The sequence below is a fragment of the Pseudodesulfovibrio sediminis genome, assembly GCF_020886695.1.
GTDB lineage: Bacteria > Desulfobacterota > Desulfovibrionia > Desulfovibrionales > Desulfovibrionaceae > Pseudodesulfovibrio > Pseudodesulfovibrio sediminis.
This window is the reverse complement of sequence record NZ_AP024485.1, coordinates 195,001-211,489: the sequence shown is the minus strand read 5'-3', so window position 1 is coordinate 211,489 and position 16,489 is coordinate 195,001. Positions and strand designations below refer to the sequence as shown.

The window sequence follows — 16,489 nt, the reverse complement described above, 5'->3', positions numbered from 1 at the left end:
TAGTTGAATAGCTTGAAATGAGGTTTTATCGATCATATAGTATCCCTGTTTGCATTTACCTTAACATCCAGGAAAGCCATGTCCTTCAATCCCTTTGGTAAGAAATTGTCCGATGTAACAGCAGAAGATCTTGAAAAATTGAAAGATATTTCCGAAGGGTGGTATGTTGACTACAAAAGAAAACTGATCAATATCAAAGATATAGGCAAGCACTTATGTGCGTTTGCAAATCAATTTGGTGGGTATCTCATATTCGGAGTTACGGAATCATCTGACCAAGAGCGCAAAGCAGAAGTTTTTAATGGTATCTCTTCAAGTGATGTTGAAAAGGCTTTAACACTCGTACGAGAAGCTTCTGACGAACATGCTTCCCCGCCCATCGTTTATGATGAAGCAGTGATACAAGGGCCATGCGAGAAAATTGGACTTGAAGATAAATGCGCTATTGTAATAATACAAATATTCGCCAGCTTTGAACCACCCCATATTCATTCCAGTGGTAAAATTTATATCCGTCAAGCGGATCAATCTAAACCCAAACCTGTTACCGATAGATACTTACTGGATAAAATGTTGGACCGCCGCGAAAAAACAAAAAAAAGGATTTCTGACAACATAAACAACATCCCGCGCGTACATACAAAACAAGAGGGAAATTCATTTGTATACGTTAACATATTGCCAGATCCTTATACGATTCAAACTGGAAAGGATTTGTCTTTTGAGGATTTTTGCTCATGTGTAAATCCGGAAGATAAGCAAGATTTTGGCGATTTGATGCCGATGCAAACTATGTTTCCCTGTAAAAATGGATTTGTTGCAAAACAAGTAATGGATAACGACCCAGGATTGGCCACTGCGTCAATTAGGTTTTGGCATGATCGCTCTGTTCGTTTTGAGATACCAGTCAATACAGGAACACCTGATCATATTTTTTCGCAGACGGGAGCAAAGAGCTACAAGTATTTTGCCGATTTTTATGCACAATACGAAGAACAAAATTTTAATGGCACACATCTCTGCGACCTTTCGCATATTGGGTTAGCATTGCGTTCAATGTGTAACATGTATCTGCATATGCTTGATAAAATAGGTGAAAAAACTTCTTGCTATGCAACATTTGAAATAAGGAATATCTTCTACAAAATACCATTCATAGACACTGCAAAATATGTCTCACGTTGCTCCAAATACGGCATACCTGTTGTGCAAGAAGAAAACATCAAATACAGAGAGGAGCCGTACTTTGATAATATGTTTCACATAAAAAAGGTACTTGGTGTAGATTCGATAGAAAGATCAGCTGCACCTTATTACCTTGCTGACCCAATCAACATTTTGCTCAGGATGAGCTTGGGGTTGCAGTCAGATGTAAGTGACTATGATTATTCTGAAGACGTTTGCCAGCACCTAGCAAACCGTGATCAATAAGCAAGGCTCAGCACTCCCTTGTGCGTTTCCTACATAATGCCGGGATTAATCAAAAAGCCCCCTGAAATCAGGGGGCTTTCTTTTGAAGAATATATCAGTGCGACTCCACGCGTGAAGTCAGCACTGAAGAGGCCAAAGCAACGCCAGAAAACTCGCATATCGTAGCGGCGAAGATTCCACCCGCCTCTATTCGTTTGTCCGTGCAGTCGCGAACCAATTGAACCGGACAATATGGTTATGATCTACCACGTTTTATGTTGTACACACCTCTCCCTTCGGCAACAGGCGTTTTCAGATCTCCTTTTTGACCCAAAAACAACGTGGGAGTTACCGACCTTGTTTCCCAGCAAACGCACTGTCGCTTCTGCATACAAATCCTGAGCCACTGCAGGCCGTAAAGAATCGACTCTCAATGTGATCATGGCAATAAAATTTTCTGGCTTGCAACGGACCCAGACAACGAATCCTCCGCAAATATCGGCGAGCGTAGAGATCACCCCGCCATGAATTATTGACTTTTGGGCATGGCCGACAAGCTCATCCTTATATGGAATGCGCAGTGGATGCCAGGATCATTTTCGATTGTAGCAACAGACACACAAGCGGCACCATCACTGCCCTAACTCGTTGAACGCAGACAAAAAAAAGGCCGGACGATGTATCGTCCGGCCTTGATCTTTTCATTTTTTACCAGGTCTATTGAGGCGAAGCCTGCGGTCTGTCTTCCTTCAGGAGTTCAGCCGCGACCGGTGCCTCGCCATGCTGCTTGTTCCAGACGGTCTCGGGACCACCCTTAAGCGCCTTGTCGATGACTTCATCCATGGTCTTGACCGGAATAACTTCCAAATCCTTGAGAATATCCTTGGGGACATCCTTCAGGTTCTTTTCATTCTCTGACGGAATCAACACGGTTTTAATCAAACCACGATGCGCTGCCAACAACTTCTCACGCAAACCACCGATAGGCAAAACGCGACCACGCAGGGTGATTTCACCAGTCATGGCCAGATCATGACGCACCGGGATATTCAACAGCGCGGAAATGAGCGCAGTGGTCAGGGTAATACCGGCACTGGGACCATCCTTGGGGGTCGCACCGTCGGGCACATGGATATGCACGTCGACCTTGGTGTTGAAATCAGGTTTCAAGCCGAGCAGGTCAGAACGAGCGCGGATGTAGGAAATGGCAGCACGTGCCGACTCCTGCATGACATCGCCGAGCTTACCGGTGATCTCAACCTTCCCCTTACCGGGCATAAGCGCGACCTCAACCAGCAGCATCTCGCCGCCGAGCTGGGTCCAGGCCAGACCATTACAGACGCCGACCTGCGCTTCCTTTTCACGTTCGCCGTAAGAGAACTTGGTCACACCGAGCATCTTGGACAGAGACTGCTTTGTGACAGAGATAACCTTGTCGCGATCTTTCTCTTCCACGATCTTCATGGCGGATTTACGACAGATGGAGGCGAGTTCTCGCTCCAGGTTACGCACACCAGCTTCTCTGGTGTAATACCGCACAACATCCAGAATGGCGTTTTCGGAGAACTTCAAGTTCTCGGGCTTGAGTCCGTGCTGCTCAATCTGCTTGGGCAACAGGAATCCCTTGGCGATCTCGACCTTTTCAGTTTCCAAATAACCGGGCAGTCGTATGATTTCCATACGATCCTGCAACGGCAAGGGGATACCTTCAAGGCTGTTGGCCGTAGTAATGAAAAACACCTTGGACAGATCGTAATCGAGATCCAGGTAGTGATCATTGAATGCGTAATTCTGTTCCGGGTCCAACACTTCCAAAAGCGCGGCAGACGGATCGCCACGGAAATCAGCGGACATCTTGTCCACCTCGTCCAGGCAAATGACCGGATTATTGTGCTTCACCCGTTTCAGGGACTGAATAATCTTGCCGGGCATAGCGCCAACGTAAGTCCGACGATGACCGCGAATCTCGGCCTCATCACGCACGCCGCCCAAAGAGAGACGCAGGAACTCACGGTCCATGGACCGGGCAATGGATTTGGCGATGGATGTCTTGCCCACGCCAGGGGGGCCGACAAAACAAAGGATGGGACCTTTCATGGTCTCGACCAGTGTCTGCACCGCCAGATATTCAAGGATGCGCTCCTTGGGCTTTTCCAGACCATAATGATCTTCGTCAAGAATGGCCCGGGCGTTGGTAATATCAACGTCCTTATCGTCCTTGATTGAGCCCCACGGGAGATCGAGCACCCAATCGATATAGTTGCGAACCACGGTATATTCCGCGCTGGACGACTGCATGGTCCGCATCTTCTTGATTTCCTTACGAACCCGCTCGCGATTCTCTTCGGTCATGACTTTTGCATCAAGCGCCTCTTCCAGCTCCAGAGCTTCGGCCTGAGGATCATCCTCGCGGCCCATCTCCTTGTTGATGGCCTTGACCTGCTCATTGAGATAATATTCGCGCTGATTCTTCTCCATCTGATCTTTCACGCGCCCTTTGACGCGTTTCTCAATGGAGACGATTTCGATTTCGCCAAGCAACAACTCATACACGCGCTCAAGGCGCTTGGATGCATCCAGCTCTTCCAGGATTTCCTGCTTGCGAGCAAAATCAATCTTGAGATGGGGCATAAGCTGATCGGCAAGCTGCCCCGGATCCTTGATGGTCGACATTGCCAGAATTGCTTCCGGGGCCACCTTCTTGTTGACCTTGCCGAATTCATCCAGCGCTTCATGCGTGGCACGGATAAGAGCCTTGGCCTCCGGGGAGGCTTCGCCCGACTCCTCAAGGGGAGCAAATCTCGCCTTGGGATACCCCCCTTCTTCCTCCTCGACATACTGGAGCATATCATCTTCAGGAGACCACACGGCACGAGACACGCCTTCAAACAAAACCTTGATGGTTCCGTCGGGCAACCTGAGCATCTGTAAAATCTTGGAGACCGTACCCACTCGATACAGATCTTCCGGTTCGGGATGTTCCTTTTCCGGGGACTTCTGCGTTACCAGAAAAATCTGCTTGCCGTAATCGGCCACAGCAGTCTCAATAGCCTTGATAGAGGCCTCACGTCCCACAAACAGCGGAACGATCGATTTTGGAAACATGACCACTTCCCGAAGAGACATCATGGGGAGGGTCAGCATTTCAGGGGACTTCTTGCCGTCGAATCCAAATGTCGGCATCTATTCCTCCGAGGGGTTATATATGGAGCGACGCCTCCCCGCAGTAACGGGGAAGCGATTGCCTACGATAAAATGGAAGTAAGGCCCGAGTTCTGAAAGTCAACGCCCGGATATCGGCTTTACGCCGACTTCACTTCCTGATGGTAGAGCAGGAGCGGCTCCATGTCCTTCTCCACCACAGCCGAGTTGACCACGCACTCGCGTACATCCGGCATGGCCGGCAGCTTGTACATGATCTCAAGCATGGTCTTTTCCAGCACATTGCGCAGTCCACGAGCACCGGTCTTGCGCTCCACTGCCTCGCGAGCAATGGCCTTGAGCGCGTTGTCGGTAAAGGTGAGTTCCACCTTGTCCAGCTCGAAAAGCTTGCGATACTGTTTGACCAAAGCGTTCTTGGGTTCCTGAAGGATGCGAACAAGATCATCCTCGGTCAATTCCTGCAGTGCTGTCTGCACCGGAATACGACCGATGAATTCGGGGATAAGCCCGAACTTGATGAGATCCATGGGCTGAGACATGCTGAACAATTCGTCCAGGGGCATCTCTTTCTTGGCCTCGACCTTGGCGCCAAACCCCATTCCTGTGCCCTGATTGCGCTGCTGTACGATCTTGTCCAGACCGATAAACGCACCGCCAAGGATAAACAGGATGTTGGAGGTATCCATGCGGATGAACTCCTGCTGGGGATGCTTCCGGCCACCCTTGGGCGGGATATTGGCCTCCGTACCCTCAATGATCTTCAACAACGCCTGCTGGACGCCTTCACCCGAAACATCACGAGTAATTGACGGGGAATCGCCCTTTCGAGCGACCTTGTCGATCTCATCAATGTAGATAATGCCGCGAGAAGCGGAATCGATGTCATAGTCTGCATTTTGCAACAGCTGAACCAGGATGTTCTCAACATCCTCGCCCACATAGCCAGCTTCGGTCAATGTGGTGGCGTCAGCAATGGCAAACGGCACTTTAAGCACACGCGCCAATGTCTGGGCCAAAAGCGTCTTACCGGACCCGGTTGGACCGATGAGAAGGATATTGGACTTGTCGATCTCCACTTCATCCGGGCCATTGTTGGCCTGAGCATAAAAAACGCGTTTGTAATGATTGTGCACAGCCACAGACAAAATCTTCTTGGCCTGCTCCTGTCCGATCACATACTCGTCAAGTAATGCCTTGATTTCCTGCGGCGGCAGCAGACGACCATCTTCGAACTCTTCACTGATGGTCTCCTGAGCCATGATGTCATTACATAACGCAACGCATTCATCGCAAATATACACGTCAGGTCCGGCTATGAGCCGTTGTACATCGACCTGATTCTTACTGCAAAAGGAGCAGCTCAAATCAGATGAATTTTCTTTCTTTTCACTCATGGTTTTTAACCCTTGCTGTCTTCACTCACATCTTCACGGGACTTCATGACCTTGTCGATGAGACCGTATTCTACCGACTCCTCAGCAGACATGAAATAGTCACGGTCGGTATCCGTGCCGATCTTGGACAATTTCTGCCCGGTATGATCGGCGAGAATTTGATTGAGTATTTTCTTTTGTCTCAGGATTTCATTAGCCTGGATTTCGATGTCCGTGGCCTGCCCCTGGGCTCCTCCCAACGGCTGATGAATCATGATCCGGCTATGAGGCAGTGCATACCGCATGCCTTTTTCGCCTGCCGCAAGCAGGAGCGAGCCCATGCTGGCGGCTTGCCCAAGGCACAGTGTGGCCACGGGCGCTGAAATATATTGCATGGTATCATAGATTGCCATGCCTGCGGTCACGACGCCGCCCGGCGAATTGATATACATATAAATTTCCTTTTCCGGATTTTCTGACTCCAGGAAAAGAAGCTGGGCACAAATGAGGCTGGCGACGTGGTCGTCAATGGCACTGCCAAGCAGAATAATCCGGTCTTTAAGCAGGCGAGAGTAGATGTCGTAGGCACGTTCAGTGCGACCGGTGGTTTCGATGACCATGGGGATGGCGACCATGTATGTCTCCTTCATGGGAACGTTAGCTTGTTATCGGACGGTAGAGGTAAAAACATTACCGCTTGTATCAATCAAAAAGCAGCCGTCTTTACTCTATTTCAAGTATGATCAGTATGAGATATTTCCCCTGCAAGGACAAGGGGAAACTTCTTTACTCGGCATTGTCCCAAATAGGTATTTGGCAGCCAAGGTCAAGGGCTGAAGCAATAAAAAAACGGCAGCCCGGAGAATCCAGGCCGCCGCGTTTCATTCGAGACTGAGTAAACGAAGAACTTACGCTTCCTGCTCAGTGAACTTGTCAGCCCGTTCCTGAAGCTTTGCCAGAGAGTATCCCTTTGCAGTGCTTTCCTTGATACCGAGGTTGGCAACGGCCCACTCAACGGCTTCAGCCTTGGAAGCAAACTGGGGACCGTCAGCGGTAGCAGCATCAGCTTTTTTGGCCGGCGCTTTTTCTGCGGCCTTCTTGCCTTCTGTCGGAGCGGCTACCAGCGTTACTTCGGCAGCGTCGTAAATCAGTTCGGAAGCCTTGTCGCACAGCAGACGATCCTTCAAAGGCACGATGAGGTTATTGTCCTCATAGTACTTCTTGAGTTCGTGCAGCGGCTGACGGGACTGCATGGCGAGCTGGCCCAGCGTGGACTCGATCTCCTCGGGAGTTATATCGAGAGACTCTTCGGCAGCAACAGCCAACAGGAAAATTTCAGCCTTAACGGTCGACTCCGCTTCACCACGGAAGTCGGAACGCAATTCCTCAGGGCTCTTGCCCAGAGACTGGAAGCCTTTACCCTGACGGTCAAGCTTGTATTCCAGATCCTTAATCAGACGATCGATGCGATCCTCGACCATTGCAGGAGGGAGCGGGAATTCTGTAATCTGATCAATAATCGTGTTGAGCAGGTTGGACTGTGCGGCAGCCTTGTTCATCTGCTTGCGCTGGGAAGAATAGGATTCACGGATACCGTTACGCATGGTCTCAACATCCTTGAAACCGGCCTTCTGAGCAACGGAATCACTCATCTCGGGAGTGATACGTTCCTTGATGGCATGCAGCTTGGCCTTCATGGTCACAGTCTGTCCAGCCAGCTTTTCATTGATGAAGTCAGCCGGGAAAGTGACATCCGTCTCACCGGATTCGCCGGTGGTCATGGTCTTGAGCATGTCTTCGAACTCGGGCAGGGCCTGATTCTCGCCAAGCACCAGGTCGAAGTTTTCGGCCTGTATGCCCTCAACAATCTGGTCTCCCTGATACGCACCGAAGCTCACGGAAGCGACTTCGCCATCCTTGGGAGGACGCACATCTTCAATGACTTTGACTTCGGCGTTGTTGGCCAGAATGCGGCTTTCCACTTCGGCGACTTCTTCGTCGGAAACGAAAACATCGGCTTCCTCGACAGGAAGCCCCTTGTACTCGGGAAGATCAAGAGTGGGAGCCACTTCAAATTCGATGGCATACGAAAAATCTTCATCGCGAACGATTTCCCTGGCATCGACATCGATGCGGGACATGGGCTGCATGGCCAGACCGCTCATGATTTCATTGATCTGATAGTTGATCAAATCAGTAGTAGCTTCGCCATAAATCTGTTTGCGGAATTTGGACTCCACAACAGTAGAAGGCACTTTGCCCTTACGAAAACCTTTGACGTCAGCCTGCATACGATACAGGGCGATGGCAGCAGAAATAGCGGCGTTTGCCTCTTCGGCAGGGACTTCGACCGTAATTTTCCGTTTTACCGGCGAGATCTCTTCAACATTGTATTCCATGAAATGTATCCTCCTGAAACGCCACTGTTGGCGCGTAATATGGCAATTGTGGTGCGGGCGGAGGGACTCGAACCCCCAAACCGTGAGGTACCAGATCCTAAATCTGACGCGTTTACCAATTCCGCCACGCCCGCGAAAAGAACGTGCTTATTAAGCAAGCTCCTCAAGATATGTCAACCTTATAAGGCGACTGAAACCATTAAAACTATAAACTGTCCACATCTGCGGTCAAAACATCGGCTATTTCATGCATTCTTTCCATCAAGGCCTCGGTGTCTTCGGCCAGAATGTAAATAACGGATTCACGCCCAATGGCACCTGGATCACCGACAGCGTGAACAGCTTCGGGGTTCGTGCAACTTTTGTAAGCTTCAAAGGCGCCCCACTCTTCAAAACTCCCATTCTCATCTCGCATGGATTCCGGCATACCATCCCGATCCATCCAGATGACTTCCGCCCCTGCTTTCTCCAAGGCGAGCTTTATGACCGGGGTAGACCCAAGAGCCATGCAAGCGCCAAACTGTCCCTGTAGCCGGTTCACAGCCAAAAGGACGGAAGCAGACCTGAGCGAAGCACCGAATTCAGGATACCCAACCACAGACACATGATCCCTGGAGGAAACTATAAAACCACCAGAAAATCCAGCAACTTCAGAAACGTTGTCAGCATAGGGCAATGCCACTGCAATATTGGCACGTCCCAACGGCAGCATGACCTTGAAACCAGACGCTGCAATAAGCCGTCGCCCTATTTCATCCACCTGTGCAAGAACGTCATTTCGCGCCTGCTCCTTGAACCATGGAGCCAGATGATTAGGTGGCCCGCCGCCCTCTCCAAGGCGGTACCCAGCCCGCAGAGCCAGATTCAAGTAATCCTGGGCCTTGAGAATGGCTGCCCCCATGTTCAAACCCTGGCCCAATCCGACAGCAATGGCAGCAGAAAGCGTACACCCTGTTCCATGCGTGTTTTTCGTATCCACTCGCTGCTGCATAAATGGCATAGGCTGGGCTCCGGGTGTCACAAACCAATCTGTAACAGCAAATGAATCGGAATGCCCCCCCTTAATCAAAACAGCTTTCGGGCCCATTGCAAGCAACTTTTCGGCAGCTTTGAAAACGTCATCCCTCCCTTTTATCTCAATGCCGGTAAAAAGCTGGGCCTCCGGAATATTGGGGGTCAGCAAGTCAGCCAGCGGGAAGATGTGCTCAATCAAGGCATCCAACGCATCGTCCTTTAGCAACTTAGTGCCGGAAGTCGCTACACAGACAGGATCAACAACCAGAGGGAAAGTCTTTTTGGCGAGGACGGGAGCCAACTCCTTGATAATGGCAGCCGAAAACAGCATGCCCGTCTTGGCTGCATCCACTTCTATATCATCTAGAACCGTGACCAGCTGTTTCGCCACGAACTTAGCCGACGGAGCATGGATGCTCGTCACAGCTTTGGTATTCTGAGCAGTCAGCGCGGTAATGACGCTAGCTGCGTATCCACCGAGCATGGTTATGGCCTTGATATCGGCCTGTATACCTGCCCCACCTCCGGAATCCGAACCGGCAATGGTCAGTATGCAAGGGAGTCGATCCATTCTTGCCTCCAAAAATGCGAATGTCGTGTGCTGGTACTAACACCGGCACACGACATTCGCATTAAAAAAATACTATGCGGAAGGTTAACCGCAGGAGAGCTTCACATAATCTTCCACAGAAACTCCGTTCCACGCTTTGGATACCCAGTATGCCGTGGCCCATATCATCAGGGCAGTGGCCTGCAGATCAGAAAGACGACGAAGCTTCACTTCGAGGTTAGACTTACTTGCACCGTGTTGAATATGCACACTGTGTTCGTCACACGCTTCCTCGACCCTCAGCAGTAGATATGCCTGCTTCGACTGGTTCGGGAGTAACTTCAATTCCTTGTGCGACTCCAAGATGGTCTTCAGTTCTGCGACGGAAAAGTCACTGGAGACATTTCGGATAGACTTGAAAAAGACATCCACAGCCCATGGCAGGATGAATTCTGCACCAGCGCTCTTGGTCTTAAAATAGTCCTTGAGCCATTTTTCCTGATCATGTGTAATTCTAGCTGCAACCTGGGGCATACCGTCTCCTCCAAATGAACCGGCGAAACATACTTTTTTAGTTTCATCAGCAGTAGCTATATAAGTGAAACGCGCAAATCAATCAAGAGTTTTTCTAGAATATTATTAATAAAAATAGAGAAACTATCCATTAAAAACGGTCTTCAACTGACGGAACAAAGTCAGCAGCAAAGCATCCGGCGCATCCTGCCCATCGATGTTCAATCGAATAATCTCGGTAACAGTGTTTTTGCTTGGCGTCACAGTCTGTCTGGCTACCAAAAAAATATTCTGCTCACGACCGTTTTCAGCGTCATCAGTACTCACTACAAGCACCCAATGACCGTTTTGCCGTTTCCATGAAGTTTCAACCGAGACGACATCAGACTGCTTACGCTCGATAAGCTGAACAAAATCAGCCAATGAAAAAGGACTTTTTCCTCGCCCCTGCACACCAAGATACTCACCACCGGACTCAATAACCAACGGCCCGGCCAAAAAATCAGCAGGCGGGAAATCAATGCCGTCGCCTCCCCCTTGTCCAGCTACACGCCGTTTCAGGGAAGCCAACTCCTGCTGAAGTGAGACAATCGACTCCTGCTGACGCAAATTTTCAGCGTCACGCTCAGAGCGCAACTCAGCGACCTCATCCCGAAGTGAACGTATCTCACTCCTGAAGAGTGATTGATTCTCCAGCACGTCAGACATCTTGGACAACACCCCTGAAAGGTGGTCCAACCCTTGACGCGAAAGAGGCTGTTCAAAAAGTTGATCACGCTGTTGATCATTCATTAACACACTGAATTTGAGAGCTAATTCTCGTTCAATTTGTTCAGTAGACCAGTTGTCATTGAACATCTTTCTAATCCTCCTGAAGATTTCAAGAACCTCAACTGGGTAGCGCGTGCGCCGCCCCTCTCCGCCCTCTGATGGGATATATTTTGCAAATTTATCTTTATAATAGACGATAGTCGACGGCGGAATATCCAACTGTCGACCAACCTCTCTCAAGCTGATAAATTTTTTATTCATAGCCTTACTCACTTGTTGATCATCGCTCTTCACTATGTTTATAAATGTTAATTTTCTTTATTGTCAACATATTTTTAAACAACAATGAACAATCAATAGAAATCATCAAAAACAAAAAAAATGCGTCGGAAATGTCCGACGCATCCAATGCACTGTATATGAGAGCTAGAATTTACTCAGCCAATTCTCCACGGACTTCCTTAAGATTCTGCAAGATTTCCTGCATTTTTACCCTAAGAGCTTCATCGTCCAAAGTATTACCAAGATAAGCTGCACGCATGGCCATTTCATTTACAATATCCTGAGCGATCATGCGTTTCATTTTGGCTGGCATATCTTCTTCCATCTGAACAACTCGTTGATCAAGGGAAGACACGTCTTCACGCAAAGCTCCAAGGCTTTTCACTTCATCGGTCAATCCAGCAATATTTCGATTCATACCAAAAAAGAAAATGATCAGAAGTACCACAACAAGCAGAGAGACAATTATAGCGACCTTGCTCATATCCCGTTGAGTCTGATCCATAGAGGCCTGAACCGTCTGTTCAGACTCCCCGACCTGTGACTCATCAGGTTTGACTGTTTTCAATTTATGAACATTATTATCAATAGACATTGAATTCTCCAGTAATCTAAATTTATAAGTGCAGTGCCGATTATTTTAGCTTACTCTACGGCAGTTTTGGAATCAAGGCCCAAGTAAAAGTACATAAAGAATGGACAAATATAACAGAGTTACCATTGTACACAAACTCATATATGATTATTAGCAATCTTTCTTGACATATTGAAAATAGTATACTGTATACTATTAATGTTAACATCAAGAGCAACCTAACAAACTCTGCACCTCGTATTATTGTATTCACGACAGGCACTCACACTATTGCAGCCTGGCATAGATACGGGTGCATACTTACTTAACACATATAAGGAGTTATTTTATGGAAGATTATTTGAAGGAAGCCTTGGAAATAGTCAAAGCACAGGCAAGTGTCAGGACTATGACTGAGGACGAAATCACTTCAATGGTGCAAAAACTGGCTACTGGCATCAAGGCCATCGCAGAAGGAGCACCTGTCGCAGCAGAAGAATCAACAGCAGTTGATCCTCAAAAAGCTATTCGCGAAAAATCCATTCTTTGCTGTGTCTGCGGCAAGTCTTTTAAAGTCATCACCAAAAAGCATCTTGCCAGCCATGGACTTACCCCTGAAGAATACAGGGAAAAATATGGCTATAAGAAAAAACTGCCATTGGTATGTAAATCCCTGCAAAGAGCACGCAGAAAGAAAATGAAAGAAATGAAGCTCTGGACGAAACGAGGCCAGAACAGCTAAGTGATAAAAGAGGCTCGGGAAATACCCGGGCCTCTTTTTTTAGGACAGATTTAATGTGCGTTCCAGCATAAGGTCAATTGTATCTTCAATACGTTTCCAACCGTCTTCGGACTGAATATCTACCCCGCCTAGAGTCCGATGAATCCTTGATCGAACCGCCAGGAAATTCACCGCCCCTGCCATAATAAGAACGAGAGCGGTCAAATCAATTTCATCTGGCGGATCTTCTTCCATCATCTCAAAAAACTCTAAAGCTGTCTTGGCGCGAACATCTTCCAAGGACTGAGTCAGCTCATTGCGCTCTATTGCCTCCCAAGCAAGAATCTCTAGCGTTAAAGGCCGCTTGAGTATAGCGCGTAAATACCGTTTAAAGAAAATCCCCATGAGCTTACCAGGAGGAGTCTTTCTGATGATATCTGTATCATCTCCGATCAACTCTTCAGCAGTTGGCCAAAACTCTATCGTCTTACCATACTCCGTCATCAAGCCAGGAAGCCCACGGAAATATCGATATATGAGCTTCTTATCGACACCAGCTTCGCGAGCGACCATATTAACCCCAAGACGTTGGAATCCGACTTCGGCCACGACCTTCCCTACGGCTCGAATGAGTTTTTCTTTTGTCTGTTCCTTATTTCGTATTGGAATAACCTTGGGAACAATTTGGAGGTGTGACATACTCAACTCCTGATTTCTGACCTTCTGAGAAGAAAAAACTTCGAATCAACAACATAGACCTTGTGTATGAATATATTAATGATTTTGAATCTATCATAAATCAAGAAGACCAATCTGACAAACCGACAATTCAAATATGAACCCCACCCGGAATAAAAATTACGGATGCGGGTGTGTCCGTATTTTCCGGGATGCCGCTTCGTTTTCTTTTCATTTCGTTCACTGATATCACTGACGCTTCCGTGCCGGAGCTAGCCAAGCACACTTCGCTTGAACGGCTCGACATATGAGGATGCGACGGCATCAGCCAGCAACGGTATGAACGATTGCAGACGGCGCTGCCGCACACAAGGATCGTCTATCATTAAAGACAGATAGGAGTACAGGCCGAAGCGGTGGGAAACCGTGAGCTAGTCTGCATTGTTCTGGCTGGATCAGGCGTCATCGGCAACGCCAGTCCCTGTAGCCGGCGCTCACCACTTGAAGCTGTGGGTGCTTGCCGAACAGCCGGGTGTTGACCTGGTGCGGGTACGGCTGCCTTGGATGGCGGGATGGGCTCCAGGCCTTGTGGATAGAACACAAAAAAGCCCTGATTCGTATGAATCAGGGCTTTAGAAATATTCCTTGGCAACGACCTACTTTCCCACACGCTACCATGCAGTATCATCGGCGATGGAGGGCTTAACTACCGGGTTCGGAATGGGACCGGGTGTACCCCCTCCTCCTTGGTCACCAAGAAAAAAGAGTTGAGTAATATTTACTCAAATATATAAGTAAATAGGGGAAGAGAGAATTCCATATAATGTTTAAATAAGCCGCACGATCTATTAGTACTGGTCAGCTGAACAACTCACGTTGCTTACACCTCCAGCCTATCAACCTTGTAGTCTTCAAGGGATCTTTAGGGACATAAATGTCCAGGGAGAACTAATCTTGAGGCTGGCTTCCCGCTTAGATGCTTTCAGCGGTTATCCGTTCCGAACATAGCTACCCTGCAATGCCACTGGCGTGACAACAGGAACACCATAGGTTCGTCCACCCCGGTCCTCTCGTACTAGGGGCAGACCCTCTTCAATTCTCCTACGCCCACAGAGGATAGGGACCAAACTGTCTCACGACGTTTTAAACCCAGCTCGCGTACCACTTTAAACGGCGAACAGCCGTACCCTTGGGACCTGCTTCAGCCCCAGGATGTGATGAGCCGACATCGAGGTGCCAAACCGCGTCGTCGATGTGAACTCTTGGACGCGATCAGCCTGTTATCCCCGGCGTACCTTTTATCCTATGAGCGATGGCCCTTCCATGCGGAACCACCGGATCACTAAGACCAACTTTCGTTCCTGCTCGAGATGTCTCTCTCACAGTCAAGCTACCTTATGCCTTTGCACTCAACGGCTGGTTTCCAATCAGCCTGAGGTAACCTTTGCAAGCCTCCGTTACTATTTAGGAGGCGACCGCCCCAGTCAAACTACCCACCAGACACTGTCTCCAAGCCGGATCACGGCATTGGATTAGATACCTAAGTAATAAAGGCTGGTATTTCAAGGTTGACTCCACACACTCTGGCGAACATGCTTCAAAGTCTCCCAGCTATCCTACACATTATTAATCAAATACCAATGTCAAGCTGCAGTAAAGGTGCACAGGGTCTTTCCGTCCTTCTGCGGGTACCCAGCATTTTCACTGGGAATTCAATTTCACTGAGTCTCTGGTTGAGACAGTGGGGGGATCGTTACGCCATTCGTGCAGGTCGGAACTTACCCGACAAGGAATTTCGCTACCTTAGGACCGTTATAGTTACGGCCGCCGTTTACTGGGGCTTCGATTCAGAGCTTCGACCGAAGTCTAACCCCACCTCTTAACCTTCCAGCACCGGGCAGGCGTCAGTCCCTATACATCGTCTTACGACTTAGCAGAGACCTATGTTTTTAGTAAACAGTCGCCCCCCCCGATTTTCTGCGTCTCAAAATCGCTCACAAAGTTAAATGATCACAATTTCGAGCACCCCTTCTCGCGAACTTACGGGGTCATTTTGCCGAGTTCCTTAACCAGAGTTCTCTCAAGCGCCTTGGTCTGCTCGACCCACCTACCTGTGTTGGTTTGCGGTACGGTATGCATATGCTAAACTTAGAAGCTTTTCTTGGCAGTATGGAATTAATGACTTCCGTCGATTAAAGACTCGGCATAACGTCTCAGGCATACAGAACTGCGGATTTACCTACAGTTCAACCCTACGCGCTTGCACCGGGATATCCAACACCCGGATCATCTATCCTTCTGCGTCCCTCCATCGCACACATATACATGTACAGGAATATTAACCTGTTTCCCATCGACTACGCATTTCTGCCTCGCCTTAGGGGCCGACTTACCCTGGGAAGATTAGCTTTACCCAGGAAACCTTAGGTTTACGGCGAATAAGTTTCTCACTTATTTTATCGTTACTCATGCCAGCATGATCACTTCTCATTAGTCCAGCTAACCTCACGGTCCACCTTCATCCCATCTGAGAACGCTCTCCTACCGCTCATACAAAGTATGAACCCAAAGCTTCGGTACAATGCTTAGCCCCGTTACATTTTCGGCGCAGAATCGCTAGGCCAGTGAGCTATTACGCTTTCTTTAAAGGATGGCTGCTTCTAAGCCAACCTCCTGGATGTATCAGCAACTCCACCACCTTTCCCACTTAGCATTGATTTCGAGACCTTAGCTGTTGGTCTGGGCTGTTTCCCTTTTGGCCATGGTCCTTCGCAACCATAGCCTGACTGCCACACAACATTTACCGGCATTCGGAGTTTGATAGGGGTTGGTAACCTGGTGAGGCCCCTAGCCCTGTCAGTGCTCTACCTCCGGCAAACTAATGTGACGCTATACCTCAATATATTTCGGAGAGAACCAGCTATCACCGGGTTTGATTGGCCTTTCACCCCTATCCACAAGTCATCCAAATCGTTTTCAACCGATACTGGTTCGGCCCTCCACTTGATTTTACTCAAGCTTCAGCCTGCTCATGGATAGATC

At 48.6% G+C, this 16,489-nt stretch carries 12 protein-coding genes, 1 tRNA gene and 2 rRNA genes (1 of these 15 cut by a window edge); 2 read left to right on the top strand and 13 right to left on the bottom strand.

Annotated features, from left to right (window positions below):
* Positions 1 to 78 precede the first annotated feature (78 nt).
* Entirely contained in the window at positions 79 to 1,431 is a 1,353-nt protein-coding gene (locus tag SRBAKS_RS01005) for an AlbA family DNA-binding domain-containing protein (RefSeq protein ID WP_229592691.1), read from the top strand.
* Between the two features lie 242 nt (positions 1,432 to 1,673).
* On the opposite strand, the gene SRBAKS_RS01000 is transcribed toward SRBAKS_RS01005, so the two are convergent.
* The 10 genes from SRBAKS_RS01000 to SRBAKS_RS00955 form a co-directional block, all read right to left on the bottom strand.
* Positions 1,674 to 1,940, bottom strand: coding sequence for a PaaI family thioesterase (locus SRBAKS_RS01000; protein ID WP_229596873.1), 267 nt, complete (start codon positions 1,938 to 1,940; stop codon positions 1,674 to 1,676).
* Positions 1,941 to 2,127: 187 nt separating this feature from the next.
* Complete coding sequence (gene lon / locus SRBAKS_RS00995; RefSeq protein WP_229592689.1) at positions 2,128 to 4,593, bottom strand: endopeptidase La; 2,466 nt, start codon at positions 4,591 to 4,593, stop codon at positions 2,128 to 2,130.
* A 119-nt stretch (positions 4,594 to 4,712) separates the two neighbouring features.
* A complete protein-coding gene (gene clpX, locus SRBAKS_RS00990; protein WP_229592687.1) occupies positions 4,713 to 5,966 on the bottom strand; it encodes an ATP-dependent Clp protease ATP-binding subunit ClpX in 1,254 nt (417 codons plus the stop codon).
* A 5-nt stretch (positions 5,967 to 5,971) separates the two neighbouring features.
* Positions 5,972 to 6,595, bottom strand: coding sequence for an ATP-dependent Clp endopeptidase proteolytic subunit ClpP (gene clpP / locus SRBAKS_RS00985; protein ID WP_347339440.1), 624 nt, complete (start codon positions 6,593 to 6,595; stop codon positions 5,972 to 5,974).
* Between the two features lie 258 nt (positions 6,596 to 6,853).
* Complete coding sequence (gene tig / locus SRBAKS_RS00980; protein WP_229592683.1) at positions 6,854 to 8,344, bottom strand: trigger factor; 1,491 nt, start codon at positions 8,342 to 8,344, stop codon at positions 6,854 to 6,856.
* Positions 8,345 to 8,393: 49 nt separating this feature from the next.
* Positions 8,394 to 8,478: transfer RNA gene (locus tag SRBAKS_RS00975), tRNA-Leu, on the bottom strand.
* Positions 8,479 to 8,549: 71 nt separating this feature from the next.
* The gene (thiD, locus tag SRBAKS_RS00970; protein ID WP_229592681.1) at positions 8,550 to 9,929 is read right to left on the bottom strand and encodes a bifunctional hydroxymethylpyrimidine kinase/phosphomethylpyrimidine kinase; all 1,380 of its coding nucleotides are present in this window, start codon (positions 9,927 to 9,929) and stop codon (positions 8,550 to 8,552) included.
* An 84-nt stretch (positions 9,930 to 10,013) separates the two neighbouring features.
* Positions 10,014 to 10,442 carry a hypothetical protein gene (locus tag SRBAKS_RS00965; RefSeq protein ID WP_229592679.1) on the bottom strand — a complete coding sequence of 143 codons (429 nt, stop codon included), beginning with the start codon at positions 10,440 to 10,442 and terminating at the stop codon, positions 10,014 to 10,016.
* A gap of 123 nt (positions 10,443 to 10,565) precedes the next feature.
* Positions 10,566 to 11,453 (bottom strand): MerR family transcriptional regulator, encoded by an 888-nt coding sequence (locus SRBAKS_RS00960; RefSeq protein ID WP_229592677.1) that lies wholly within the window; start codon positions 11,451 to 11,453, stop codon positions 10,566 to 10,568.
* 172 nt (positions 11,454 to 11,625) lie between these two features.
* Positions 11,626 to 12,069, bottom strand: a complete 444-nt coding sequence (locus tag SRBAKS_RS00955) for a hypothetical protein (protein ID WP_229592675.1) — start codon at positions 12,067 to 12,069, stop codon at positions 11,626 to 11,628.
* 328 nt (positions 12,070 to 12,397) lie between these two features.
* Here SRBAKS_RS00955 and SRBAKS_RS00950 point away from each other — a divergent pair, with 328 nt between their 5' ends.
* Positions 12,398 to 12,790: a Ros/MucR family transcriptional regulator gene (locus tag SRBAKS_RS00950; RefSeq protein ID WP_229592673.1), complete on the top strand. Its 393-nt coding sequence runs from the start codon at positions 12,398 to 12,400 to the stop codon at positions 12,788 to 12,790.
* A 39-nt stretch (positions 12,791 to 12,829) separates the two neighbouring features.
* Here the strand turns inward: SRBAKS_RS00950 and SRBAKS_RS00945 are convergent, their stop codons facing one another.
* The 3 genes from SRBAKS_RS00945 to SRBAKS_RS00935 all read right to left on the bottom strand — a co-directional run.
* Complete coding sequence (locus SRBAKS_RS00945) at positions 12,830 to 13,468, bottom strand: TetR/AcrR family transcriptional regulator (RefSeq protein ID WP_229592671.1); 639 nt, start codon at positions 13,466 to 13,468, stop codon at positions 12,830 to 12,832.
* 622 nt (positions 13,469 to 14,090) lie between these two features.
* Positions 14,091 to 14,205 (bottom strand): 5S ribosomal RNA (rrf, locus tag SRBAKS_RS00940).
* Positions 14,206 to 14,274: 69 nt separating this feature from the next.
* Positions 14,275 to 16,489 (bottom strand): 23S ribosomal RNA (locus SRBAKS_RS00935); it runs 727 nt beyond the window's last position.